This window comes from Hymenobacter psychrotolerans DSM 18569 (assembly GCF_900142395.1).
Lineage (GTDB): Bacteria > Bacteroidota > Bacteroidia > Cytophagales > Hymenobacteraceae > Hymenobacter > Hymenobacter psychrotolerans.
Genome location: NZ_FRAS01000006.1, coordinates 14703 through 38849, shown reverse-complemented (window position 1 = coordinate 38849; position 24147 = coordinate 14703). Strand labels below are relative to the sequence as shown.

The 24147-nt window shown below is 63.0% G+C and carries 21 protein-coding genes and 1 other RNA gene; 18 read left to right on the top strand and 4 right to left on the bottom strand.

Annotated elements, in window-relative coordinates:
* The first annotated feature begins 27 nt into the window (after positions 1 to 27).
* The 3 genes from BUE15_RS07520 to BUE15_RS07515 all read left to right on the top strand — a co-directional run bounded on the left by BUE15_RS07520 (position 28) and on the right by BUE15_RS07515 (position 2523).
* A complete protein-coding gene (locus BUE15_RS07520) occupies positions 28 to 1476 on the top strand; it encodes a TolC family protein (protein WP_073282675.1) in 1449 nt (482 codons plus the stop codon).
* Between the two features lie 97 nt (positions 1477 to 1573).
* A complete protein-coding gene (locus tag BUE15_RS22480) occupies positions 1574 to 1708 on the top strand; it encodes a hypothetical protein (protein WP_262987459.1) in 135 nt (44 codons plus the stop codon).
* Between the two features lie 116 nt (positions 1709 to 1824).
* Entirely contained in the window at positions 1825 to 2523 is a 699-nt protein-coding gene (locus tag BUE15_RS07515; RefSeq protein ID WP_073282674.1) for a DUF1361 domain-containing protein, read from the top strand.
* Here BUE15_RS07515 and BUE15_RS07510 read toward each other — a convergent pair.
* The gene (locus BUE15_RS07510; RefSeq protein WP_073282672.1) at positions 2520 to 2825 is read right to left on the bottom strand and encodes a DUF3817 domain-containing protein; all 306 of its coding nucleotides are present in this window, start codon (positions 2823 to 2825) and stop codon (positions 2520 to 2522) included. The two genes, BUE15_RS07515 and BUE15_RS07510, sit on opposite strands and share 4 nt — an antisense overlap.
* A gap of 92 nt (positions 2826 to 2917) precedes the next feature.
* Here BUE15_RS07510 and dgt point away from each other — a divergent pair, with 92 nt between their 5' ends.
* Entirely contained in the window at positions 2918 to 4342 is a 1425-nt protein-coding gene (dgt, locus tag BUE15_RS07505) for a dGTP triphosphohydrolase (RefSeq protein ID WP_084548910.1), read from the top strand.
* 129 nt (positions 4343 to 4471) lie between these two features.
* A complete protein-coding gene (locus BUE15_RS07500; RefSeq protein WP_073282670.1) occupies positions 4472 to 6565 on the top strand; it encodes a tetratricopeptide repeat protein in 2094 nt (697 codons plus the stop codon).
* 8 nt (positions 6566 to 6573) lie between these two features.
* Here the strand turns inward: BUE15_RS07500 and BUE15_RS07495 are convergent, their stop codons facing one another.
* Positions 6574 to 9807, bottom strand: coding sequence for an AsmA-like C-terminal region-containing protein (locus BUE15_RS07495; RefSeq protein WP_073282668.1), 3234 nt, complete (start codon positions 9805 to 9807; stop codon positions 6574 to 6576).
* A 148-nt stretch (positions 9808 to 9955) separates the two neighbouring features.
* Here BUE15_RS07495 and BUE15_RS07490 point away from each other — a divergent pair, with 148 nt between their 5' ends.
* The gene (locus tag BUE15_RS07490) at positions 9956 to 11827 is read left to right on the top strand and encodes a DUF4153 domain-containing protein (RefSeq protein ID WP_073282666.1); all 1872 of its coding nucleotides are present in this window, start codon (positions 9956 to 9958) and stop codon (positions 11825 to 11827) included.
* Between the two features lie 81 nt (positions 11828 to 11908).
* On the opposite strand, the gene guaA is transcribed toward BUE15_RS07490, so the two are convergent.
* Positions 11909 to 13441, bottom strand: coding sequence for a glutamine-hydrolyzing GMP synthase (gene guaA / locus BUE15_RS07485; RefSeq protein ID WP_073282664.1), 1533 nt, complete (start codon positions 13439 to 13441; stop codon positions 11909 to 11911).
* A gap of 193 nt (positions 13442 to 13634) precedes the next feature.
* Between guaA and BUE15_RS07480 the strand changes: the two genes are divergently transcribed.
* The 7 genes from BUE15_RS07480 (at position 13635) to BUE15_RS07450 (ending at position 18199) form a co-directional block, all read left to right on the top strand.
* The gene (locus BUE15_RS07480) at positions 13635 to 14021 is read left to right on the top strand and encodes a carboxypeptidase-like regulatory domain-containing protein (protein WP_084548895.1); all 387 of its coding nucleotides are present in this window, start codon (positions 13635 to 13637) and stop codon (positions 14019 to 14021) included.
* Between the two features lie 144 nt (positions 14022 to 14165).
* Positions 14166 to 15044, top strand: a complete 879-nt coding sequence (locus BUE15_RS07475; RefSeq protein WP_084548894.1) for a T9SS type A sorting domain-containing protein — start codon at positions 14166 to 14168, stop codon at positions 15042 to 15044.
* Between the two features lie 143 nt (positions 15045 to 15187).
* Positions 15188 to 15284: signal recognition particle sRNA small type (gene ffs / locus BUE15_RS07470), an RNA gene on the top strand.
* Positions 15285 to 15391: 107 nt separating this feature from the next.
* Positions 15392 to 16048: a fructose-6-phosphate aldolase gene (fsa, locus tag BUE15_RS07465; RefSeq protein WP_073282659.1), complete on the top strand. Its 657-nt coding sequence runs from the start codon at positions 15392 to 15394 to the stop codon at positions 16046 to 16048.
* Between the two features lie 81 nt (positions 16049 to 16129).
* A complete protein-coding gene (locus BUE15_RS07460; protein WP_073282657.1) occupies positions 16130 to 16333 on the top strand; it encodes a fructose-6-phosphate aldolase in 204 nt (67 codons plus the stop codon).
* A gap of 132 nt (positions 16334 to 16465) precedes the next feature.
* The gene (locus BUE15_RS07455) at positions 16466 to 17179 is read left to right on the top strand and encodes a cell division ATP-binding protein FtsE (RefSeq protein WP_073282655.1); all 714 of its coding nucleotides are present in this window, start codon (positions 16466 to 16468) and stop codon (positions 17177 to 17179) included.
* A gap of 123 nt (positions 17180 to 17302) precedes the next feature.
* Positions 17303 to 18199: a glycosyltransferase family 2 protein gene (locus tag BUE15_RS07450; protein WP_073282654.1), complete on the top strand. Its 897-nt coding sequence runs from the start codon at positions 17303 to 17305 to the stop codon at positions 18197 to 18199.
* Positions 18200 to 18423: 224 nt separating this feature from the next.
* Here BUE15_RS07450 and BUE15_RS07445 read toward each other — a convergent pair whose 3' ends face one another.
* Positions 18424 to 19323, bottom strand: coding sequence for a hypothetical protein (locus tag BUE15_RS07445; RefSeq protein WP_073282653.1), 900 nt, complete (start codon positions 19321 to 19323; stop codon positions 18424 to 18426).
* Positions 19324 to 19479: 156 nt separating this feature from the next.
* On the opposite strand from BUE15_RS07445, the gene BUE15_RS07440 reads away from it, so the two are divergent.
* The 5 genes from BUE15_RS07440 (at position 19480) to BUE15_RS07420 (ending at position 24130) form a co-directional block, all read left to right on the top strand.
* Positions 19480 to 20634, top strand: a complete 1155-nt coding sequence (locus tag BUE15_RS07440; protein ID WP_244535907.1) for a DegT/DnrJ/EryC1/StrS family aminotransferase — start codon at positions 19480 to 19482, stop codon at positions 20632 to 20634.
* A 111-nt stretch (positions 20635 to 20745) separates the two neighbouring features.
* A complete protein-coding gene (locus BUE15_RS07435) occupies positions 20746 to 21555 on the top strand; it encodes a M48 family metalloprotease (protein WP_073282652.1) in 810 nt (269 codons plus the stop codon).
* A gap of 90 nt (positions 21556 to 21645) precedes the next feature.
* On the top strand, positions 21646 to 22938 hold the full coding sequence (locus BUE15_RS07430) for a Gfo/Idh/MocA family protein (protein ID WP_244535906.1): 1293 nt from the start codon (positions 21646 to 21648) through the stop codon (positions 22936 to 22938).
* Entirely contained in the window at positions 22939 to 23412 is a 474-nt protein-coding gene (locus BUE15_RS07425) for an SMI1/KNR4 family protein (RefSeq protein ID WP_073282651.1), read from the top strand.
* Entirely contained in the window at positions 23372 to 24130 is a 759-nt protein-coding gene (locus BUE15_RS07420; RefSeq protein ID WP_073282650.1) for an EcsC family protein, read from the top strand. Before BUE15_RS07425 ends, BUE15_RS07420 begins: the two co-directional genes overlap by 41 nt.
* The last annotated feature ends 17 nt before the right edge of the window (positions 24131 to 24147 follow it).

The following is a 24147-nucleotide window of genomic DNA, read 5'->3' as shown; positions in this document are numbered from 1 at the left end:
CTCCGATTGATAGTAGCAGCGGCATTAATGACCCTGGCTGGGCCAGTAGGCGCGCAGCGGCCAGCTGGGCTGATACCTGCGGTGCCTTCGTCGGCTCCCGATGCCGCCTCCGATTCCGGGCAGGTGTTCAGCCTTTCCGACCTGCTGACTTTTGTGGCGCTGCGGCATCCGGTGGCCCGGCAGGCCGGGCTGCTGCCGGAGCGGGCGTTGCAGGAAGTGCGCTACGCCCGCGGCCTTTTCGACCCCGCTGCCACCAGCAAATACTACGGCAAAACCTTCGGCGGCAAAGACTACTTCCACGACTGGGACAGCCAGCTGCGCGTGCCGCTGTGGTTCGGAGCCGACCTGAAAGCCGGCTTCGATAGGGGAGTAGGACCCTACGTGAATCCGGAGAGCTACACCTCGCCGGCCGGGCTGAGCTATGTGGGCCTCTCAGTGCCTCTGGCCCAGGGCCTGCTGATAGACGAGCGGCGCGCTTCCGTGCGCCAGGCCCAGGCGTTGCAGGGCCTGGCCGAAGCCGAGCGGCGCGGCGCCCTCAACAAGCTGCTGCTGCAGGCCGCCAAAGACTACTGGGACTGGAGCCTGAACTACCAGCGCCTGCAGCTGCTGGACCGCAATACGAGCCTGGCCAACACCCGCTTCGAGGCCGTGCGCCAGCGCGTGCGCCTCGGCGACCTGGCCGCCATCGACTCGGTGGAGGCCCTGACGGAACTGCAGAACCGGCAGGCCACCCTCACGCAGGCCCGGGTGCAGTTCCGCAACTCCACGCTGCTGCTTTCCAACTACCTCTGGAACGAGCAAAACCAGCCGCTGGAGCTACCCGAGGCCACCCGCCCGCAGGTGCTGCCCGGCCCCGCCGCCTGGCAGCCGCTGGCCCCCGACTCGGTAGCGGCTCTAACCGAGCTGGCCCAGCGCATTCATCCGGAGCTGCAGAAAAGCCGGGCCAAGATCAGCCAGTTGGGCGTGGAGCGGCGCCTGCTTTCCAACAAGCTGCTGCCCAAGCTTTCCGTCGATTACAACCTGCTGCAGGCCGGCCAGCCCTTCAACCCCGAAAAACCGGCCAGCCTGAGCGGCAGTTACCTGCAGAACAACTACAAGCTGGGCGTGAGCTTTGCCTACCCGCTGCTGCTGCGCCAGGAGCGCGCCAAGCTGCAGCTCAACCGCCTGAAGCTGCGCGAAACCGAGCTGGACCTCCAGCAGGATACCCGCGAAATCCAGACCGGAGTGCGCACCGTGGCCAATGAGTGGGAAGCCCTGCGCGAACAGCTGCGCCTGCAGGAGCAGGTGGTCGGCAACGCGGAGCGCCTGCGGGCCGGCGAGCAGGTGCGCTTCGAAAATGGGGAAAGCTCCGTGTTCCTGCTCAATGCCCGCGAATCGTCGCTGGTAACAGCCCGCGTAAAGCTGGCCGAGCTGCAGGCGAAATATGCCCAAACCCAGGCGACGCTACGCTGGGCCGCCGGTGGGGTAGAGCCGTAGGGGCCAGCAGACCATAAATAGCGCGTATTACCCGGCCGGCCCGGAACAGGCAGGGGGGGCGTAGGTGTTAGCAGTCAGTACTTAACCTCTCTACTATATGGGTCTTCTTCCGGAATTGAAGCGCCGCCCCCGGCTGCACAGCGGCACCCCGCGCGACACTGGCAAATGGGGATGGTATATCATGCTGGTTATCGTGGCGTTTTGGCTGATCTACTCTATCTGGCTGAAATAAGCCGGTTTCAAGCAGCGCGGCCGTGTGGCTGCAGAAGCTGCGTAAAAGAATAGCCTGCTGGGCAATACGTTGGCAGGGGTGTCGTTTTCAAGCCCGGAAATTCCGTACTTGTAGCTATGCCCCTGCCAATATCCTTTGCCCTGCCCGAGTTTCGCCAGCGCCTGAGTTTGCTGCTGGTACTGGGCGCGTCGCTGACGCTGAGTGTGGTGCTGATAACGTTCCGCGTAGTCCTGACGCACCAGCTCACCTTCGTGTTCCTGCTCTGGAACCTGTTTCTGGCCCTGATTCCGTTCGGCCTGAGTACCTTGCTTAGTCTCACGGCGGGCCGGTTGAAGGCGCGGGTGCTGCTGCCGGTAGGGGCGGTGTGGCTGCTGTTTTTCCCCAACGCGCCCTACATCCTCACCGACCTGTTTCACCTGGAGCCCCGCCAGGGAGTGCCCTACTGGTTTGATCTGGCCCTGATTCTGAGTTGCGCCTGGAACGGGCTGATGCTGGCCTACGCCTCCCTCACGGATATGCAGGCGCTGGTCGTGCGCCGGCTGGGCTGGAGCGCCGGCTGGGCGTTTGCTACGGTAGCGCTGCTGCTGAGCAGCTTCGGCATCTACCTGGGCCGCTACCTGCGCTTCAACTCCTGGGACATCATCACCAACCCGCTGGCCCTTTTCTACGACATTCTGAGCCGCATTCTGCACCCGGCATCGTATACCGGCACCTGGGGCGTCACGCTGCTGTACGGTGTGTTTCTGGTGCTGGGCTACGCCACGGTGCGCCTGCTGGGGCGCCGCGGAGAAGACCCCGAAGGCCGGACGTTCTAGCTCGGGTCGCGGAACAGGCGCTTGTCGGCCCAGAAGGTGCCCAGCGGCACGAAGGAAGCAATAAGGGCCAGGGCCGTCTTGCGCACTCCCCAGCTGTGCTCCAGCGCATTTTGCAGCACGAGCAGTACATAGGCCACAAACAGCACACCGTGCGCCATGCCCACGTAGCGCACCGCCAGCGGCTCGCCGGCCAGATACTTGAGGGGCATAGCCACGAGCAGCAAAATCAGGAAAGACCAGCCTTCCAGAAACCCGACCACCCGCAGGCGGCCCAGAGAAGTTGAGAACAGAGAAGAATCCATGGGCCCAAAGATACGGCCTGATAGTTGCCTGAACGCCGGGCAGGCGGCGCGGTAGAGCAGAAGTGAAGCGGGTGTTTTACCTTGCCGGCCCCATGATGCACCTCCAGACCGATTCTTCCGCCGACGCCCCCGCCATGAGCTGGGAGCGGCTTCTGAGCCGCCGCCGCTACCCCGAGCAGCCCCAGCTGCACCTCGTGACGGATGCGCCGCCCGTGCGCGGTGCCTTCGTCGCCGACTACGACCGGGTGGTGTTCAGCTCCGCATTCCGGCGGCTGCAGCGCAAAACCCAGGTCATGCCGCTGCCCGAAACCGACTTCGTGCACACCCGCCTGACCCATTCGCTGGAAACGGCCTGCGTGGGCCGCTCTCTGGGGCGCCTCGGCGGCCGGCTGCTGCTCGAAGAAAACGCCGCCCTGGCCGCCGCTCTGCCGCACCTCGACTCCGACTTTGGCGACATTGTGGCTGCCGCCTGTCTCGCCCACGACATTGGCAACCCGCCGTTCGGGCACTCTGGCGAGGATGCCATTTCAGCTTATTTCCGCAGCGCCGCCGCCGAGCCATTTGTGCGCATGCTCAATGCCTCCCAACGCGCCGATCTGCAGCAGTTTGAGGGCAACGCGGCCGGTTTCCGCATCCTCACGCACACCTACGCCGCCCACAGCAGCGGCTCGGCTGGCCTGGGCCTGACGTATGCCACGCTGGGCGCCTTCACGAAATACCCGCGGCCCTCGGTGGTGGAAGAAGCCAGCCAGACGCGCGGCACCAGCGAAAAAAAGTACGGCTACTTTCAGACCGAAGCGCCGCGCTTTCTGGAAGTGGCCCGTGAGCTGGGCCTGCTCAGCAAGCCACCCGGCACCGACATCGGAGGCTTTTATCACCGGCACCCGCTGGCTTTTCTGGTGGAGGCCGCCGATGACTTGTGCTACCGCATCATCGATTTTGAAGATGGCCTGAAGCTGGGCCTGATTCCGTGCCAGACCGGGCTGGCGCTGCTGCGCGACATGCTGGGCGACGCCCCTGGCCGCCGCGGCTCCATAGAATGGCGCGACTGGCGCGAGGAGCTGGGCTATCTGCGCGCCCGCCTCATCAACCGCCTGGTGCAGCAAACGGCCCGCCTTTTCGCCGACCGCGCCGACAGCCTGCTGCGCGGCCGCGCCGACGAGCCCCTGGTCCAGCAGCTCGACTGCTGGGAGCAGCTCCAGCAGGTGCATCGCCTCACGGTGGAGCATCTGTACCGCAGCCGCCCGGTGCTGGAAATAGAAGCCGCCGGCTTTGAGGTGCTGGCTGGCCTGCTCGATGCGTTTCTGCACGCCACCTTCGACCCGCATAGCGGGCCCCGTTCGCGCAAGCTGCTGCATCTGCTGCCCGAGCAGTTCCGGGCCGAGGGGCCGCAGCAGGATGCCACTGCCTACGAGCAGATCATCCTGCTCACCGATTATATCGGGGGACTCACCGACCAGAATGCCCTGAGCCTGTTTCGCACCATTCGTGGTATCGACCTGCCCAAGGGCTTCTAGCAGGCGCTTTGGCCGGGTAATAAAAACCAGAAGCCGACGGAAAAGCACTAAGCCCGGCAGCGGAGAAAAATAGTAGCTTTGTAGGGCTCCGGCTTTTATCCCTATTCTATTCCTGCTTAGCTGCTTGCTTTGAAATTCTGGCCCTTCCTGTCGCTTCTGCTCGCTACGTCTGTTGCTACCGCCCAGACCCCCGTGCTGGAAAAGCTGCGGGCGCAGGTTGAGGCTCATCCGCAGGCAGATACGGGGCGAGTAAACCGTCTTAACACGCTGGCATTTGAGCAGCGCTCCAAGGCGCCCCGCGAGTCGAGAGCCACGTTTGAAGAGGCGTTGCGCCTGGCCCAGCAACTCGGCTACCGGTTCGGCGAGGCCAAAGCGCTGCTGGGGCTGGGTTTCTACTACCGCAAGCGCAACGAATACGGCCCCGCCCAGCTGTACACCCAGCAGGCCCGGCAGAAGTTTGCAGCCCTCAACGACCAGCGCAACCACCTGGCCTGCAGCTACAATCTGGCATACATCTGCTCCGGCCAGGGCAACTACACGCAGGCGCTGGACTTCGCGCAGCAGGCTCTCACTCTGGCCGAAACCCTGAACGACCAGCATTGGCTGGTACTGATGAATGCGCAAATGGGCATCATCAGTACGGAAGTAGGCGAGTATACAAAGGCCCGCAGGCATCTGGAGCGGTGCCTGGCGCTGGCGCGGCAAACCAACAATCAGCCCGGCATATCGCAGGGCCTGCGCGGCCTCGCCGACCTGTACCGCACCCAGGGCAACTGGGATGCTGCCCGCCGCTATTACGAGCAGGATGCCACCCTCACTAAGCGCCTGGGCGACGAACCGGGGTTTCTGGTGGATGAGATGAACGTGGCCGATATGGCCGAGCGGCAGGGCCGCCTCACCGAAGCCTTTGCCTACAGCTACCGGGTGCTGCACAAGCTGCGGCAGCTGGACGTGGTAGGCTATCTGCCCTGGACGCAGCTGGTGCTGGCCCGCGCCCACCTGCATTCCAACCGCCCCGATAGTGCCGCCTTCTACGGCAAGGCCAGCCTGCGGGCCAGCCTCCGCAGCGGCGTGAAAGAGAATATCCGGGACGTGAGTGAGGTGCTGACGCAGGCCAGCGTGCAGCTGGGCCGGTTCCCGGACGCGTATCGGTACCAGCGGCTGTTTGGCATTTACCAGGATAGCCTGAGCAGCCGGGAGCTGATCCGGCGGCTAGCGGCCGTGCAGTACAGCTACGAGCTGGCCCGGCGGCAGGCCCGCATCAGCCAGCTGACCCGCAACGAGCAGCTGATCCGGCAGAAAAACCGGCAGCAGCAGTGGCTGCTCGTCGTTACGCTAGTGGGGCTGGGGCTGGTAGGATGGCTGAGTGCGGTGCTCTGGCGCAGCAACCGCCAGAAACAGCGGGCCTATGCGCTGCTGGAGCAGCAGCAGGCCGAGTTGCTGGCCACGCAGCAGCAGCTGGTAGCGGCCGAAAAATGGGCTTTCGTGGGCGAGTTATCGGCGGGTATCGCGCACGAGCTGCAGAACCCGTTGCACTTCATGCGCAATTTTGCCGAGGTGAGCGTGGCCCTGCTCGACCAGGACAGCACCCGCCCGGTGCCTGCCACGGCCGACGGCCTGCAACGGGAGATTCTGGCCGGCCTCAAGCAGAATCTGCAGGAAATCAGCCAGCACGGGCAGCGGGCGTCCTCCATCATCACGGATATGCTCACGCACGCCCGCACCGGCACCAGCCCGCAGGAGCCAGTAGCCCTCAATGCGCTGGTAGAAGAACAGCTGCGGCTGGCTTACCGGAGCGCCCAGGCCACTCACCCCACCCTGCAGGTGCATCTGCACACCTCGCTCGATGCCACCATGCAGGAAGTGCGGCTGGTGCGCACGGAAATAGGCCGGGTGCTGCTCAACCTGTTTACCAACGCTTTTCACGCCCTGGCTACCCGGCAGGCTGCCCTGGAGGATGCCTACCTGCCTACGCTGGAAGTCAGCACCCATCAGGTAGATGGTCATATTCATATTCGGGTGCGCGACAACGGAACGGGCATGCCGGAGGTGGTGAAAGAACAGATTTTCCAGCCCTTCTTCACGACCAAGCCCCAGGGCGAAGGCACGGGCCTGGGTTTGTCGATGGCGTACGACATTGTCACGAAGGGTCACGAAGGCTCGTTGCGGGTGGAAAGTGAGGAAGGCCGGTTCACTGAATTTACGGTGACGCTGCCGCGCTGAGCCTTTCCTTATTGCAGAAGCCGCAGGGTGGTATCCAGCTTCTGGGTGCGCAGCAGCTCCTGAAACTCCTGCTGCATAGCCTGCCGGTTCAGGCGCTGCTCACGCTTCTGGAACGGCCGGACTTTGTAGCGGCTGCGCGGAGCCCGGCTCAGGTTCAGATACACAAGGCCGCGGCTGCGGCGCTGGGCGGCCTCTCCGCTGCGGATACGCTCAATGCGCTTCTCGTTGTTGCCGAACAGGGCCTGGAGCGGGCTTAGCCCCACATACAGGTTGGCCTGGCCGTTGAGGTAATACTCGCCGCTCACGCTCATGTCGGTGAGGTTGCTGTTGAGCTGCAGGTCAGGAATCAGCAGGCGGCCGCCGTCCAGGATAAATCGGGGGCTCACCGGCTCGAAATACAGCCGGCTGGTGCGCTCCTGCCGCATAAACCGGAGGGCTTCCATCAGGGCTTCCACGTTGAGCAGCTCCAGCTCGTGCAGGTCGGTTTTGAGGAAGGCACGCGTCTGCATCAGGTTGGGCAGGAAGGTGTTGTCCAGCTGCGTGTGCAGGTCTGTTTCGCCGTTCATCGTGCCCCGGATGTTCTCGCTGCCCAGCACATCGAGGCCCAGGGTAGTAGCCAGCCCAAACAGCTCCGGTAGCTGAATCCGGTGCAGCCGTAGCTGTGCGTGCAGCGGATGGTACGCCCCTTCGGTGTAGGTTTGCAGCACCCCGCGCAACGAAATGTCGCCCCCGAAAGCCCGCAGCGAGCAGTGCTCTACCCGCGCCGCGCCGGCTTCCAGGCTGCTCACGAGCCGGAAAGCCTGCCCCCGCAAGGCGCCGTACCGAATCTGGTCGGCCACCACGTTCACCCGCCCCGTGATGGTGCCATCAAGAAAAGGGGAGGAGCCGCTTGGGCGAGCAGTGCGGCGTGAGGTAGAAGCGGGGGCGGGGGGCGGCACAGTGCTCAGGGAAGCCAGCAGCTGAAGCAGGTGCTGCACATCGAGAGTGGAGTAGCGCAGGTCCAGGTCGGCGCGGGCCTGAGTCAGGTGCGTGCCGCTGAGTTGGGCGCTGGCACTCAGGCGCCCGGTGCCGCCGGAGCTGGACCGGAACGTGAGAGCCGGCACCTGGAAGCTGGGGCCGTTCTTGTCGATGCGCACCCGTACGTTGGTCAGGTTGTTGCCGGCCGGCAGCACCAGTTTGCTTACCAGCACGTTGGCCTGGCCGTTAGCGGCCAGCAGCACTTCCCGCAGCGTAGGGTCTTTGGCCGCGCCCGGTGCCCGCCGCGAGGGGCGCGTCAGGCGCGTCAGGAGCTGCTGGTAGTTGAGCGAGGCAAACCGCACGGCCAGCTGGGCCGCCACCGGCTGCAGGTCGAGCGTGTCGGTGGGCCAGCCCACGACGCCGCTCACCTGCCCGCCCCACACGCGCATGTGCAGGTCGCGGAGCTGCACAGTGCGGCCGTTGTGGCGCACCGTGGCTGCCAGCTGTTCCAGCGTATCAGAAGCCAGCACCAGCAGGCCGCACCGCAGCCGGATACTGAGGCGCAGGCCCGGCGGCAGCAGATTCAGCGCCTTGGTAGCCAGCTCCTGGTTGGGCGTGCGGCCCAGGCGCGGCGTGCGGGCGGGTGGGCGGCTCCGGCCCTGCGGGGCGGCCAGCAGCCGGCTCAGCTCTTTCAGGTGCAGCTCATCTACCGCAAACGTGCCCACTACGGTCGTCACCGGATGCTGCCCGCTGAAATACGCCAGCAGATACGTAGTAGTGGCGTTAGCCCGCACCCGCATCCCATTGAGCTGCCCCGATAAATTTTCCAGCGTCCATAAACTGTCGCGCAGCCGGACACGCACGTTTAGGTTTACCATATTAGCCTGCCGGTCTGGAATGCTGAACGAGGCATTTTCGAGCTGTACTGTGCCGCGGGCTGCAATGGGGGGGAGCAGCGTTTCGGCGCGTAGTGCCCGGCGGGTAGCGCGGTCGGGTATTTCGGGGAGCGTGCCATCCAGCTTCAGGTCGATGGTCGCCTGGCCGTGGCGGGCGCGCCAGAGTTTCGGGACTACCACCGAGGCCAGCGTCTGCAGCTCGGTGCGGCCCCGTACGTGCCCCTGCAGGTGCGGCTTCGTGAAGTCAGACACCGTCAGCTTGGCATCCAGCTCACCAGCATTCGAATAGATGCGGCACTGCTCAAACGACAGGCTGGTAGTGCGCGGCGAGTGGCTGGGGCCATTGTCGAATACGCCGCGGGCATCCCAGCGCCGAATGCGCCGCGCCGAATCGGCCCACTGCACCTGGGCGTTGCGCAGGGCAAAGCGGAGCACGGTGCGGGGCCGGGTGGTAGGGCCGCTGACACCCCGAATGCTGTACCAGATATGCGCCCGGCTGGGGCTGCGGGCATCGTCGAGGAAATGGTCGAGGCTACTGGGAAGGGCCACGTGCAGCACTTCCAGCAGCGGCTGCCGGCCCTCGAAGCGCAGGTTGAGGCGGGTGCCGCGTGACTCATTGGGAGCCGCGCCCCGGTGCGTGCCGTTCACCAGCACCGTGTCGCCGTTGAGCGTGGCCCGGGTACGCAGGAAAGTGCCTTCGCGCCGCCGGAAGTCGTAGCGGTAGCGGATATGCGCCACCACGGGTTCCTTATCGAACAGGTTGCCGCGCCCGCTGCGCAGGTAGTCCAGCTGCCCGTCGAGGAGGCCGGTGGTAGTGGCCAGGCCTTTGCGAACCTGCACCACCAGCCGGCCGTGTTGTACCCGGGCATGAAAGCCACTGTTGTGCAGCTCGTTGCGGTCCTGCACGCTCACGTTCACCAGCACCAGCGAATCCACATCGAGGTTGGGCGGCACGCTGGGCGTGTGGCGGCGCGGACCCTTCCCACGCAGGCCCCAGTCGTGCCCGAGCGAGTCGGTCAGCTGCCGGAACTCCGCATCACGCAGCGTCAGGTGGCTTACCCGGAACTCGCCGCGCCAGATGTGGCCCAGCTCCAGCCGCGCATCGGCCTGCCCGATACGCAGCACTGGCACCGCCCGCCGGAATGACGTGTCGGTGAGCAGCACGTGCCGCAACGACACGGTGATGTGCGGAAAATGGCGCAGCGCCGAAATTTCCACCTCCAGCGGTGCCAGCACCAGCGTAGAGTTGCGGGCCAGCCGCTCCCGAATAAGCTGCTCCAGGTGCCGTTGCCCCCAGCGCGTGCCCAGCAGCCAGGCTGCCCCTGCCACCGTCAGCACCAATCCCAGCACAGCAATAGCCAGAAATTGACGAAACGAAGGTTTTTTCATGGGTAGGAGAAGGCAGAAGGCGGCCGCCAGCGCTTTGCCTAGTACGTAGAAATAGCTGCTGTGATACGGGGGGTCGCAGCTCGGCCGGAAAATAGGGAAGAAGCCGGAATAGTATGTTTCTTGTGGCGCAGTCTCTCCCTATACCCTTATGCGCCTACCTTCCCTGCAGCACCTGACCGCCCAAGCGGCCCGTGCCGTGCAACGCTTTCCGCTACCTCTGCTTTGCAGCCTGCTGCTGGGCGCCGTAGCCATCTACTACCAGCGCCTCGACTACAAGCAAAGGGATGCGCTGGACTGGCTTTTTCCGCTAGTGTCGGCGGCGGCTCTGGGGCTTACGCTCACGCTGAGTGTGGCGCTGGCCGGGGAGCGGTACCGCTGGTCTGCGTTGGCGCGGGTGCTGGTTAACGCGGGGGCAGTAGGGCTGCTGGGGCTCTGGTACGTGCTGTGTCCCACCGAGCCAACCTCGGAATGGGGGCTGCGCCTGCTGCTGCTGCTGCTGGGCCTGCACTTGCTGGTGGCCGTGGTGCCCTACCTGCCCGAACTGCGCCGTGAGGCCGATACGCCGGGCTTCTGGCGCTACAACGAAACGCTGTTTCTGCGCATTCTGACCGGCGGGTTGTACTCAGGCGTGTTGTTTGCGGGGTGCGCGCTGGCGCTGGTAGCCGTCGAGAATCTGTTCGATGTAAAGCTTGACCGGCACATCTACGAGCATCTGTTTACGGTGCTGGCGACAGGGTTCAACACGTGGTTTTTTCTGGCCGGCGTCCCGCACGATTGGAAGGCCTTGGAGCAGGATACCACTTACCCGAAGGGCCTGAAGCTGTTCACGCAGTTTGTGCTGCTGCCGCTGGTGGTGCTGTACCTGGTGATTCTCTACGCCTACCTGGCCCGCATTGTGGTGCTCTGGACCCTGCCCAAAGGCTGGGTTTCTACCCTGATTCTGGCGTTTTCGGTGGCGGGCATATTTGCGCTACTACTCATTCACCCCATCCGTAACGCGGCCGAAAATACCTGGATACGGACGTTTGCGCGCTGGTTCTACCGGGCGCTGTTTCCGCTGCTGGGGTTGCTGTTCGTGGCCATCGGAACGCGGGTAGGGGCGTACGGCATCACCGAGGAGCGCTACTTCGTGCTGATACTGGCGTTGTGGCTGGCAGGTATGGCCGCTTACTTTCTGCTGCGCAAAGGGCGCGGCATCATCTGGATTCCGGCCTCGCTGGCGGCGGTGGTGTTTCTGTCGGCGGCGGGGCCGTGGGGCGCGTTTGCTACGGCCGAGCGCAGCCAGCTCAGCCAGCTGCGTGAGTTGGCCGCGGAGTACAAGCTGCTGAAAGATGGCAAGCTGGACGGGGCGGGCAAGCGGGTGCCTAAGCTGCCGAAAGAGGCTGCCCGGCGCATCACGTCCATCTTCGAGTTTTTTGTGGCCCGCGACAAACTGGCGCAGCTGCAGCCGTTTTTCGCCACCCGTTTTTCGCTGCCCGATTCGCTCCGTAGTCAGGCAGAATGGAAGCAGCGCAGCTGGCTGAACGAACGGCCATTCGCGGCCAGCGGCCTGCCTCGCTGGGTAGACTATGCAGTAGAAGTGGCCCCAGAGCGGTGGGTTTCGTTTTCAGCCGAACAGCCCGATGCCCAGCCGCTGGGGCAAGGCCGCTACTGGCTGCGGCGCTTGGATGCATCCCAGCACGAAAATAACGACACGCTGGTCACGCTACGCCTGCCGGAAGGGACATATCGGCTGCGAACCACCGGCAACCACCACCGGCTGCTGCTGGAGCGGCAAGTAAACCGGGAGTGGCAGCGTGTGCTGGCCATGCAGCCGGGCGCAGTGGCCGATTCATTAGTACAGCAGCGCAAAGCAAACGCGCTGGAATCCACTGAACTGATTCCTGAGCAACTGACCCTGCGCGTTCATACCCCAAAAGCCTCGCTCAGCCTCTATCTGCGCAGTCTGCAGCGGCAAGCCGAGGACGACAAGGTAACCTACTCGTTCTATGGCGACGCCTTGCTGGAACTGAAAGAGTAACTGGGTAGCGGAGTAACTGAATAATTGCTGGGCTGATAAAGCCAGAACGATTACTCAGTTACTCCGCTACTCAGTTACTCGCTATTCCCACTCGATGGTTGCGGGCGGCTTACTCGAAATATCATACACCACGCGGTTGATGCCGCGCACCTGGTTGATGATTTTGTTGCTGATTTCGGCCAGGAACTCGTAGGGGAGGTGGGCCCAGTCGGCGGTCATGCCGTCCACGCTCGTTACGGCGCGCAGGGCCACTACTCGTTCGTAGGTCCGCTCGTCGCCCATCACGCCTACGCTTTGTACGGGCAGCAGCATCACGCCGGCCTGCCACACCTTCTCATAGAGGCCATGCTCTTTCAGGCCGTTGATGAAGATGGCATCGGCGCGCTGCAGCAAATCCACTTTCTCCGGCGTGATGTCGCCGAGGATGCGGATGCCCAGGCCGGGGCCGGGGAAGGGGTGGCGGTGCAGAATATTCACCGGCAGCTCCAGCGTGTGGCCTACTTCGCGCACCTCGTCCTTAAACAAGGCCCGCAGCGGCTCCACAATCCGAAGGTTCATCTTCTCTGGCAGACCACCCACGTTGTGGTGGCTCTTGATAGTCACGGCCGGACCTTTCACCGACACCGACTCAATAACGTCGGGGTAGATGGTGCCCTGGGCCAGCCAGCGGGCGCCGTCCACTTTCTGCGCTTCCCTATCGAACACCTCAATGAAGGTGCGGCCAATGGCCTTGCGCTTCAGCTCGGGGTCCGTGAGGCCGGTGAGGGCCGCGTAGAACTCCTGCGAGGCGTCCACGCCGCGCACGTTCAGGCCCAGGTCTTTGTAGGAGTGCAGCACATCCTCGTACTCATCTTTGCGCAGCAGGCCGTTGTTCACGAAAATGCCGTGCAGGCGCTTGCCGATGGCCTTGTGCAGCAGCAGCGCCGCCACCGAGGAATCGACGCCGCCCGAAAGGCCCAGAATCACCTGGTCCTCGTCGCCAATGGTGCGCTGCAGGGTTTCCACCATGCTGTCCACGAAGTGCTCCGGCGTCCAGCTCTGGTCCAGCCCGCAGATGTTCACCACGAAGTTCTGGAGCAGGGTTTTGCCGTCGGTCGAGTGCGTTACTTCCGGATGAAACTGGATGCCGTAGGTTTCCTGGCCATCAATCTTGAACGCTGCCACTGCCACCTCAGGAGTGCTGGCAATGATGTCGAAGCCACCAGGCAGGGTCTTAATGGTATCACCGTGCGACATCCAGACCTGCGACTCGGTGGGCACGCCGTGCAGCAGGGCCGAATCGTGGTGCACGCGGGCTAGGCGGGCGCGGCCATACTCCCGGATGGTGGCCGGCAGCACTTCGCCGCCCTGCTGGTGGGCCAGCAGCTGCGCGCCGTAGCACACGCCCAGCACCGGCACGCGGCCCAGGTAGCGGCTCAGGTCGGGGTTGGGCGAGTCGGCGTCGCGCACGGAACACGGGGAGCCCGAAAGCACAACGCCCCGGATATCCTCAGTGAGGTCCGGGGCGTGGTTATACGGGTGGATTTCGCAGTAGACATTCAATTCCCGGATGCGCCGGGCAATGAGCTGGGTGTACTGCGACCCAAAATCGAGAATCAGGATTTGTTGAGGCATGGAGCAAAGGTAAGCAGGGCGGTTGGTGGCGCCAAACCTGCTTCCGGCCACCTTCGTGGCTGGGTTATACTATATATAATTGATTTTGTGCTATAAATACTCATTTTCCAACTTGTTGTCCGCATTTTAACCCTTAATAGTGTAATTTGCGTTAGTAAGCTGTATTCGTTTCTGTGTTGATTTCCTTTCGCCTATGCTTTCCTTCTCTCTACTTCTCTCTTTGTTGTGCCTGACACCCACGGCAGCGCCCATTAGCGTGCCAGGGACAATGCAGCAGGCGCCGGTGTATCAGTTGGTTGGCTCCGTAACAGGGCAGGCTGGCAAGCCGCTGGCCGGGGCTACCGTTGCGCTGGCTAACAACCGCAACTCGTCGGTGATTACCAATTCTGTGGGGCAGTTTCTGCTGCCGAGCCCGGACGCTACGCCGGCGCTCCGCTTCAGCTTTGCCGGCTACTATGATACCACGGCCGTAATGCCCGCCACCGGCACGCTGGTAGTGGAAATGCGCCCCGTGGCCCGCTACAAAAAGCAACTCAAGAAACAGGTGAAATCGGCGAAGAAAGCCTGGGAGAAGGCCTAGCCCCCGGGCGGAAACACGAAAAATTACCGGCCGTTCCGGCTGGCATGTGGCAAGTATAAGACTTGGGGTATATTGCGTAAGTAACAGTGCTGGCAAACTGCCGGTGCTGCCTTCTTTCCACCCCATCCTTCTTTCACCTGCTGCATGAAAAAACTCTTACTCCTTCTTTTGCCCTTCGGTGCCGGACTTCTCGCCCCGGGCACTGCCGCCGCCCAGGTCGTGACTATCGTGAACGGCACGGCCACGTCGGCTTCGGCGCCCCTGGGTTATGGGTCGCCTTATTCGGCCAATGAGGCCATTTACCTTGGCTCCCAGATTACGGCTACCGGCTCCATTACGCGCGTCGCCTTCGATAAGGTGGAGGGTAGCATCGTGACGCCCATCGAAAACGTGGTGATTTACTTCAAGACCACTACGGCTACTGAGCTGACCGCCGGCACTCTCGACACCACGGGCTACCAGCGCGTGTTCAAGGGCAGCCTCACCAACAACGCGCCCACCGGCTACATGGAAGTGGTGTTGAACCGGCCTTTCGCCTATACCGGTAGCAGCAACAACTTGGCCGTGTTGGTGCTGCGCAACGGCGGAGCCACCAGCTCCACTACGGGCCAGCAGCCCAAATACCGCTACGGCTTCACAACGGGCCGCAACAGCACCCGCCGCTACACAGGATCTACGGCCCTCACCAGTGCCACCGCCCTGGCCACATCCACGGCGCTGGCCAACATGCGTCTCACCTTCGGCACGCCCCAGTCTACGCAGGCCGCCCGCAACACACTGGCTGTTTCACTGTATCCCAATCCGGCGGCCGGCAAGCTCACGCTGCAGCTGCCGGCCAGTCGCCAGGTAGCCAGCCTGCAGGTGCTGGACATGCTGGGCCGGACGGTGCAGCCCATCGTTCAGGTCCTGCCCGGCGCCAGCGGCACCGTAGAGCTGCCGCTGGAGAAGCTGGCGGCCGGCAGCTACCTGCTGCGCGTGACGCAGGGCGAAGCCGTAGCGGTGCAGCACTTCACAAAAGAATAACGGGCCATTGCTCCAAGGCCGCGTGGCAGGCAGGAGACGAAAAATTGTCCCTGATAATCAAACAACAAGCCTGCGCACGTGGCCCTGAAGGCGAAATTGTGCACCCAGCTCATCGAAAACCCAAATATGTGCGTACCTTTGCAACGGCGAGTCAGAACGACCAGCTCCTGTTGAACTCCCCCAGGACCGGAAGGTAGCAAGGGTAGACGGTTGAGCGGTGCGATTTTGGCTCGCTTTTTTTTGCCCTTTTCAGTCAGATTCATAAGAAGGTGCCCCGAAGAAAGCCGCGCGGCTTGTTTGCCCGCGAATGGCTAGCTTTGGGGCATCTTTATTTCCAACCTACCCGCATGAAATTCTTCATTGATACTGCCAACCTGAAGGACATTCAGGAAGCTGTGGAGCTGGGCGTGCTCGACGGCGTGACCACCAATCCTTCGCTGATGGCGAAAGAAGGCATCCGCGGCACTGATGCCGTGATGAGCCACTACAAGCAAATCTGCGAAATCGTGGACGGCGACGTGTCGGCCGAGGTAATTGCGACCGACTACGACGGCATCATCCGGGAAGGTGAGGCCCTGGCCGAGCTGCACCCCAACATCGTGGTGAAAGTGCCCATGATCCGGGACGGCGTAAAAGCCATCAAGTATTTCTCGGAGAAAGGCATCAAAACCAACTGCACACTGATTTTCACGGCCGGGCAGGCGCTGCTGGCCGCTAAAGCCGGTGCCACCTATGTGTCGCCGTTCGTGGGCCGTCTGGACGATATCGGGGCCGACGGGCTGCAGCTGATTCAGCAGATTGTGGATATTTTCTCGAACTACGGCTACCCCACGCAGGTGCTGGCCGCCTCGGTTCGCCACGTGCCGCACCTGATTCAGTGCGCCGAGCTGGGCGCCGATGTGGTGACCTGCCCGCTGAACGTCATCACCGGCCTGCTCAACCACCCGCTCACCGAGAAAGGCCTGGCTACCTTCCTGGCCGACCACGCCAAGGTAAATGCCTGATTGTTGAGTGCTGGTTGTTGATTGTTGGACGCTCAGGCGTAACAATCAGCAATCCACAACCAACCATCAGCAATCAACCCCATGTACATCATCAAAGTAAAGGGCAAGGCCAAGATTCCGGACTATATCCAGCTGCGCGACGAAAACTTCGTGCTGATTGCGTATTTCCGCGCCGACCGGCCCCTGAAAGACCTGCACCGCTACGGCCTCGAAAACAAGGAAGTAGCGCTGGCATCCGTCATTGAAGGGCTGGAATTCGGGAAGCTCCAGAAGCTGGAAATCTGAGTTTCTGCCTTCGCGCATCCTGTTCCGGGTGAAGCGGAAGTACAGCACAGGCCATAATGTATCGGCCGGCTGGCTTTTGCTTCACCCGGAATAGTATTTTCGGGAAAGCCCGGCTCCTGTATCTTCGCCCTTATGCCTACTGCCTCCAACCCGGTTATTGAGTTGCACGACGCCTACATTATGCAGGACGTGAATACCGTGCTGCAAAAGGTCACGTTTACGCTCGACAAAGGCGAGTTTGCCTACCTCGTGGGCCGCACCGGCTCCGGCAAAAGCTCCCTGCTTAAAACCCTCTACGCCGACCTGGCGCTGGGCGGTGGCACGGGCACCGTGGTTGGGTTTCCGCTGCCCAAGCTGATGGGCAGCAGCAAAGTGCCGTTCATGCGCCGCAAGCTGGGCATCATCTTCCAGGACTTTCAACTGCTCTTCGACCGCACCGTGGCCGAAAATCTGCTGTTTGTGCTGAATGCCACCGGCTGGAGCGGCAAGGCCCGCAAGCAGCAGCGCATTTCGGAGGTGCTGATGCGGGTAGGGCTGGCCAACTCGGCGGCCAAGATGCCGCACCAGCTTTCCGGCGGCGAGCAGCAGCGTGTGGTAATTGCGCGCGCCCTGCTCAACGAGCCCCTGCTGCTACTCGCCGACGAACCCACCGGCAACCTCGACCCGGATGTGGCCGACAGCATCATGCGCCTGTTCGTGGAAATCAACAACTCCGGCACGGCCGTGCTGATGGCCACCCACAACTACCAGATCATCCAGCAGTACCCCAAGCGCGTGCTCAAGTGCGAGCAGGGCCAGCTGGTGGATTCCGAAACAACGCCGTTTTCCCTGACGGCTATCAGTTAAGATATAGCCGCAGCAGGCCTGCAACGGCTGCGCTGCTCCCTTCTCGCCAGATAGTAGAATGGTTTTTGCTTACCGTGAATCGAGCAGAGCAATTCCATTGCACCATTAGATAGCAAGCTGTACGTGAATTCCCCTGGGCTGTCGGTACTGATTCCGGTGTACAACCGCGACGTGACGCCGCTGGTGCATGCACTGCTGGACCAGGCTGCCGGCTGGCCCGGTACGTTGGAAATCCACTGCCTTGATGACGGCTCCAAAGAAGCCCTGCGCCTCCCAAACCGCGCGCTGGCCGCGCTGCCCGGCGTGTGTTACCAGGAGTTGCCCTGCAATGTAGGCCGCGCCGCCATCCGCAACCAGTTGGCCGGCGCCGCGAAACAGGAGTGGCTGCTGCTGCTCGACAACGACAGCCTGCTGCCCGACGCGCAGTTTCTGGCCCGCTACGCCGCCGCCTGCCACCTGGCACCGGTGCTGGTGGGAGGCACCGCCTACGAGCCGGCGGCCCCGGCGGCCACGGAGCTGCACCTGCGCTGGCTGTATGGCCGCCGCCGCGAGGCCCGGCCGGCGGCGCTTCGGCAGCGCGCCCCGCACGGCCAGCTTGCGCTCAACAACATGCTGGTGCGTGCCGACCTGTTTCGCCGTTTTGGGCTGGATGAGAGCCTCACACGCTACGGCCACGAGGACACTAAATTTGGGTGGCTGCTGCGGCAGGCGGGCGTAGAAGTGCTGCACCTCGACAACCCCGTGCTGCACGACGGGCTGGAGCCGGCGGCTCAGTTTCTGCAGAAAACCCACGATGCCGTGCGCAACCTGGCCGGCTTGTACCGCGCCGAAGGCCTGGGCGCCGACACCAAGCTGCTGAAAGCGGCGCTGCAGCTGCACCGCTGGGGGCTGGGAGAAGCCGTGCGCGGCGCGTTTCAGCTACGGCAGCAGCAGGTACGGCGCAATCTGCTTTCAGCCCAGCCCAGCCTCCGCCAGCTCGACGCTCTGAAGCTCTACTGGCTCCTGACCGAGCTGAAATAAGGCCGCGTTACCAAGGCGTCTGCACGTGCAGACAGCAACCACAGTTCGTCATGCTGACTGCAGGTGGGGAATCTAGCGTGCTGAGGTTGTGATAGTAAGTCCTTTACTGGCGAGATTCTTGGGCAAGCGCGGAATGACGTGCTTTTTCAAGCTGTATTGCCCCAAATGAAAGAGCCGGCTCCCTCGCGGAAACCGGCTCTTACCCTGGGTGGGTGCTGCTAGGCTTAGTCGTTGTCAGTGTTCTTCACTTCCGACTTCACTTCCTTGTAGGCGCCTTTCACGGCCCCGCCCACTTTCTTGCCAACATTGGCTGCGCCCTGGCCGACGTCTTTGCCGGCTTCCTTCACGTCGGAAGCAGTGTTGCTGGCGGCCTGGCCTACTTTGCTCCGTTCGTCGGCGGTTTCGGCTTTCACTTCTTTGGCCTCGCCGCTCACGGCGTCGGCGCCCTGGGCTACGCGGGCTTCCGTTTTATCGAACGATTTGAAAGCGGCGTATTTCAGCTTTTCCTTCTGGATTTCAGCCAAGTCCTTGGCCGGGATGTCGCCTTTCACTTTGTCGTAGGCTTCATCCAGCGCGCGCCATTCCGAGTTGATATAGCGCCAGTCGTCGATGTCGTATTTGTCTTCGTTCTGCTTGATGTTGCGCACGAAGTTCTCGTAGGTAGTGCGGGCGTTGGCGGCCGTAATCTGCGCGGCCGGGTTCATGGGCTTGTAGTACTTGCCCACCTTCATAGTGCCGCTGGTAGCAGTGCCACCCGAACGATTTTTCCAGGACATTTCGCGCTTGTCGTATGCCGTGGTGTAGCGCGTGCGCAGCGCCTCTATTTCCTGGCGGCGGGCGTCGTCGTACTGGTCGGCGTACTTGTCTACGGCGGCTACTTTCGCGTCGAAGTCGGATTTGAGCTGCGCGGTTTCCTGGTCGTAGTCGGCTTCCGCTTCGTTGGCTACGGCGTCAGCTTTAGCTTCCGTATCCGATACGAACGTGGCGAAGTCGTTATAGGCCTGGTCGCTTTCGGCCGACACCTCTTTCTTCTGGCCTTCGGTGCAGCTGGTCTGCGTGAAAGCAACGCCTCCCATCAGCAACATGGCCGACAGCGCGTGGAGGGTGAGAGTTTTCCTGAACATAGTAGGGAGAAAGTTAAGGGAACATATAGCGCAGCTGCGATGTAGCTGCCCCTGGCTCGCTTAACGCAACCAGAACGCTGCAGGTTGCGCCCCGGCGGGTGGTGCGGTTGCTGGCAGCGTGCTTCTATCTTTGGGCTGTAAAACTGCCTGCCATCCGTGCCCGATACTCTGCCGCTTCCTTCCAGTCCTATTCTGCTGCTCGATTTGCCGGCCCAGCATGCGCCCATCCGGGCCGAGCTGGACGAGGCCCTGCGCCACGCCCTCGACGAAGCTGCCTTCATTCAGGGGCCGGCCGTGCAGCAGTTTGCCCAGGAGCTGAGCGCCTATCTTGGCGGCCCGCACGTGGTGCCCTGCGCCAACGGTACCGATGCCCTGCAGCTGGCTCTGATGGCGCTGCGCCTGCCGCCCGGCACCGAGGTGATTGTGCCCGCCTTCACCTACGTGGCTACGCTGGAAGCCGCCGCCGTGCTGGGCCTCGTGCCAGTACCCGCCGACGTGCGGCCCGATACGTTCAACCTCGACCCGCAGGCCGTGGAGGCCGCTATTACGAGCCGGACCGGCGCCATTGTGGCCGTGCACCTGTTCGGGCAGTGCGCGGATCTGGAAGCCTTGCGCACGCTCGCCGACCACCACGGCGTGGCCCTGATTGAAGACAACGCCCAAGCCATCGGCGCTACGTTCACGACCAGCGGCGGCGCCACCTGGGTGGCGGGCACGGTAGGAGAGGTAGGCACTACATCGTTCTTTCCCAGCAAAAACCTCGGTGGCTTCGGCGACGGCGGCGCCCTGTTTACCCGCGACGAGGCCCGCGCCGCCTACCTGCGCCAGCTCGCCAACCACGGCCAGACCCGCAAGTACCACCACGAGCACATCGGCCTCAACTCCCGCCTCGATACCCTGCAGGCGGCCCTGCTGCGCGTGAAGCTGCGCTACCTGCGCCAGTGGACTGCCGCCCGCCAGCACGTGGCCGCGCAGTATGATGCCACTCTGGCCGACGTGCCGGGCCTCGCAGTACCAGCCCGCGACCCACGCAGCACCCACGTCTTCCACCAGTATACCCTCACGGTAGCCGACGAGCCCGGCCGCCGCGACGCCCTGCAGCAGCACCTGGGCGCCCACGGCGTGCCCAGCCAGGTGTATTACCCGCTGCCCAACCACCTGCAGCCTGCCTACCACTACCTGGGCTACCGCGCCGGGCAGTTTCCGGTGGCCGAGCGCCTGTGCCGCACCGTGCTGTCGGTGCCCATTCATCCTACGCTCACCGAAGAGCAGGTGGCGTACGTGGCGGCGGCGGTGCGGGCCGGGGTGTAGCACAGTACCCCGAAGCGCCGCTTCGGGGTACTGTGCTGCCAGGTAGCCTTGGCACTGTTTTTTCTTTTCGCCGTATAGACAGCACTTTTTCCACGTCTCCACTTCCCGTTTATGCGCCGTTCTTTTCTGACGCTGCTCCTGCCGCTGGCCGGCGTAGCGGCCCTCACCACTGCCGCCATCAGCAAGCCCAACCAGGGCTTTAGCCTGTTTTCCATTCAGCAGGACATTGACCTGGGCGCCCAGGTTGCCCGCCAGACCGACTCCACCTACCGCGCCAAAGGCCAGCTGCTGGAGCGCTCCAAAAACGCCCGCGCCTACCAGCTGCTCGATGGCGTGGTGAAGCGCGTGCTCGACAACGGCAACGTGAAATACCGCACCCAATTCCCGTGGGACGTCAAAATCATCAAGGACGATGCCGTGCAAAACGCCTTTGCCACGCCCGGCGGCCACATCTATGTATTCTCGGGCCTGATCAAGTTTCTCGACAACGAGAGTGAGCTGGCCGGCATCCTGGGCCACGAAATTGCCCACGCCGACCGCCGCCACAGCACCCAGATTATGCAGAAGCAGTACGGCACCAGCCTGCTGCTGGGCATCGTGCTCGGCAACCGCTCGTCCAGCCAGCTCGTGCAGCTGGCCGCCGGCATCGGGCAGCTCAAATTCAGCCGCGACTACGAGCTCGACGCCGACAAGTACTCCACCATCTACCTCAACGGCACCCGCTACTACGACTGCGACGGCGCCGCCGGCTTCTTCATCAAGGCCGAAAAGCAGGGGGGAGGCGGCACGCCCGAGTTCCTGAGTACGCACCCCAACCCCGGCTCGCGCATCACCAACATCCAGAAAAACGCCCAGGCCCTGGGCTGCGCCAGCCGCACGGTCAGCAATACCAATTTCAACGAGCTGAAGCGCCTGCTGTAAGTCCGGCTGCCGCTCATCTACCCGCAACAAAGCCAGTTTCAGTCCTTCCGCAGGCCCGAAGCTGGCTTTGTCGCGCTACGCCGATACCTCGTGCCCAACGGTTTCCACACCGTGCCCAACGATTCCCGGGCTGTGCCCAACGGCTTCCATGCCGTGCCCAACGATTCCCATGCCGTGCCCAACGACTTCCGGGCTGTGCCCAACGACTCCCGGGCCGTTCCCAATGACTTCCGGGGCGTGCCCAACGGTTTCCGGGCCGTGCCCAACGACTTCCGGGGCATGGCGGGGAAGGTGCAGGAGAAGCGCACGTTTTTTCGCAGCTTGCCGAACTTTCCCTTGCCCCGAACCCCGCCTGCCTTGGCTGATTCTCTTCCTGCCGTTCGTTTCGTTATCTGCGGTGTGGGCCACATCGGCCACCGCCACGCCGCCCTCGTTTCGCGCCACCCCGGCGCCACGCTCACCGCCCTCATTGATGTGCGGCCGGAGCTGCAGGCCACGCTGGCCGCCGAGTTTGCCGGCGTCCCGTTCTTTCTCTCCTTAGAAGCCTACCTGCAGCACGGCCCCGCCGCCGACGTCCTGACCGTGGCTACGCCCAACCACCTGCACGCCCCGCAGGCCATTCAGGGCCTGCGGGCCGGGCTGCACGCCGTGGTCGAAAAGCCCATTGCGCTGCGCAAGCGCGATGCCGAAGACCTTGTGCACACGGCCCTGCAAACCGGCCGCCTCGTGTTTGGCGTGATGCAGAACCGCTATTCGCCGCCCGCCGCCTGGCTTAAGCAGGTCTACGACGAAGGCCGCCTCGGCGAAATTTATCTGGTGCAGATCAACTGCTTCTGGAACCGCGACGCGCGCTACTACCAGGCCGGCGGCTGGAAAGGCACCCGCCAGCAGGACGGCGGCACGCTCTTCACGCAGTTCAGCCACTTCGTGGATTTGCTCTACTGGGTGTTCGGCGACATCGACAACATTCAGGCCCGCTTCCGCGACTTCAACCACGCCGGCCTCACCGACTTCGAGGATTCCGGCCTCGTCACCTTCGATTTGGTGCGCGGCGGCAGCGGCACCCTGCAGTACAGCACCGCCGTCTGGGACCGAAACCTGGAAAGCTCCCTCACAGTGGTAGCTGAGCGCGGCAGCCTGCGCCTCGGCGGCCAGTACATGGACAAAGTGGAATACTGCCACCTCCAGGACTACCAGCTCCCCGCGCTGCCCCCCACCAACCCCGCCAACGACTACGGCCCCTACCAGGGCAGCGCCGCCAACCACGTCCAGGTCATCGAAAACGTAGTAGATACCATCCAGAAGCGCGGTTTCGCCACCACCAATGCGTTGGAAGGAATGAAAGTGGTGGAAATAATCGAACGGATATACGGGTTGAAATAGATGCAGTGGCTCAATGAATTGTCAGCGGACTGGGCCAGACAAGGCATGAGCGTGCAACCCGGCTGCACTGCCCATGAATTGCAACGCTGGGAGCAGCACGGAATCAGGCTGCCACAAGAGTTCAGGCGCTATTTCGCGCAAGCAAATGGTATGGACCCGTTCACTGCAACTGGCACAGACAAACGGGGCTTTTACTTTTATGCACTCAGTGAATTGCAGTTCTACCCTCAGGTAGTTGACTTCGCACTAGAGCCACCAGTGCCAGCTTTAGCAGGCAAAAAATGCCTGTTGTTTGCTGATTACATGCACAAGAGTTGGTGGTACGGCCTGCTATTCGCGGGTGCTGCGTATAGTGTAATCGAAATAGCTGCGCCAAACACGTATGCGGTGGTAGCAGATTCGTTTAGGGAATTTGTTCATCTCTACCTAGCCGATGCCGATGAATTATACAGCGCCAGAGCAACCCGCCCGTGACGAGCTGCACGCCTGGCAGCGCCGGATGCAGCAGCCACCTTCGCTGCTCAACCGGGTGGCGCGGCGCGTGCAGGCGCGGCTGAATGCGTTGCTGCCCGAAAAGCTGCACAAGGCCATTACCACGGCCATCAAGCAGATGGTGCGCGGCGTGTTGTTTGGCTCCGAGTACGTTACGCAGAAGCCGCGGCAGCAAGGTACGCTGGCGGAGCGGGAAGAGACTGTGCGCCGCCGCATCCGGGCCTACCGCAACACGGCCGCCGCCGAAGGAGCCGTAACGGGCGCGGGCGGATTCCTGCTCGGCCTCGCCGATTTTCCGCTGCTGCTTAGCCTCAAGCTCAAGCTGCTCTTCGATGTGGCGGCCCTCTACGGCTACGATGCGCGCGACTATTCCGAGCGGCTATACCTGCTGCACATCTTCCAGCTGGCCTTCAGCAGCCAGCACACCCGCAACGAAACCTACCAGCGCCTCGCCACCTGGGAAACCTACCGCCACACCCTGCCGCCCGATGTGCACGACTTCGACTGGCGCACCTTCCAGCAGGAGTACCGCGACTACATCGACCTGGCCAAAATGGCCCAGCTGGTGCCCGTTATTGGGGCCGCAGTGGGAGCGGTGGCCAACTACAAGCTGCTGGAGCAGCTCGGCGACACGGCCATGAACTGCTACCGCCTGCGCTGGTTTGCGCAGCAGGAACCAGAAAACACCCTGTCCTCCTAAGTAGAGCGCCGGTCATC

What these genes read in the sequence shown, in the direction of transcription:
- BUE15_RS07520 (WP_073282675.1), top strand. Translation starts at nt 28, where the DNA reads ATGACCCTGGCTGGGCCAGTAGGCGCGCAGCGGCCAGCTGGGCTGATA.
- BUE15_RS22480 (WP_262987459.1), top strand. Translation starts at nt 1,574, where the DNA reads ATGGGTCTTCTTCCGGAATTGAAGCGCCGCCCCCGGCTGCACAGCGGC.
- BUE15_RS07515 (WP_073282674.1), top strand. Translation starts at nt 1,825, where the DNA reads ATGCCCCTGCCAATATCCTTTGCCCTGCCCGAGTTTCGCCAGCGCCTG.
- BUE15_RS07510 (WP_073282672.1), bottom strand. Translation starts at nt 2,825, where the DNA reads ATGGATTCTTCTCTGTTCTCAACTTCTCTGGGCCGCCTGCGGGTGGTC.
- dgt (WP_084548910.1), top strand. Translation starts at nt 2,918, where the DNA reads ATGATGCACCTCCAGACCGATTCTTCCGCCGACGCCCCCGCCATGAGC.
- BUE15_RS07495 (WP_073282668.1), bottom strand. Translation starts at nt 9,807, where the DNA reads ATGAAAAAACCTTCGTTTCGTCAATTTCTGGCTATTGCTGTGCTGGGA.
- BUE15_RS07490 (WP_073282666.1), top strand. Translation starts at nt 9,956, where the DNA reads ATGCGCCTACCTTCCCTGCAGCACCTGACCGCCCAAGCGGCCCGTGCC.
- guaA (WP_073282664.1), bottom strand. Translation starts at nt 13,441, where the DNA reads ATGCCTCAACAAATCCTGATTCTCGATTTTGGGTCGCAGTACACCCAG.
- BUE15_RS07480 (WP_084548895.1), top strand. Translation starts at nt 13,635, where the DNA reads ATGCTTTCCTTCTCTCTACTTCTCTCTTTGTTGTGCCTGACACCCACG.
- BUE15_RS07475 (WP_084548894.1), top strand. Translation starts at nt 14,166, where the DNA reads ATGAAAAAACTCTTACTCCTTCTTTTGCCCTTCGGTGCCGGACTTCTC.
- fsa (WP_073282659.1), top strand. Translation starts at nt 15,392, where the DNA reads ATGAAATTCTTCATTGATACTGCCAACCTGAAGGACATTCAGGAAGCT.
- BUE15_RS07460 (WP_073282657.1), top strand. Translation starts at nt 16,130, where the DNA reads ATGTACATCATCAAAGTAAAGGGCAAGGCCAAGATTCCGGACTATATC.
- BUE15_RS07455 (WP_073282655.1), top strand. Translation starts at nt 16,466, where the DNA reads ATGCCTACTGCCTCCAACCCGGTTATTGAGTTGCACGACGCCTACATT.
- BUE15_RS07445 (WP_073282653.1), bottom strand. Translation starts at nt 19,323, where the DNA reads ATGTTCAGGAAAACTCTCACCCTCCACGCGCTGTCGGCCATGTTGCTG.
- BUE15_RS07435 (WP_073282652.1), top strand. Translation starts at nt 20,746, where the DNA reads ATGCGCCGTTCTTTTCTGACGCTGCTCCTGCCGCTGGCCGGCGTAGCG.
- BUE15_RS07425 (WP_073282651.1), top strand. Translation starts at nt 22,939, where the DNA reads ATGCAGTGGCTCAATGAATTGTCAGCGGACTGGGCCAGACAAGGCATG.
- BUE15_RS07420 (WP_073282650.1), top strand. Translation starts at nt 23,372, where the DNA reads ATGCCGATGAATTATACAGCGCCAGAGCAACCCGCCCGTGACGAGCTG.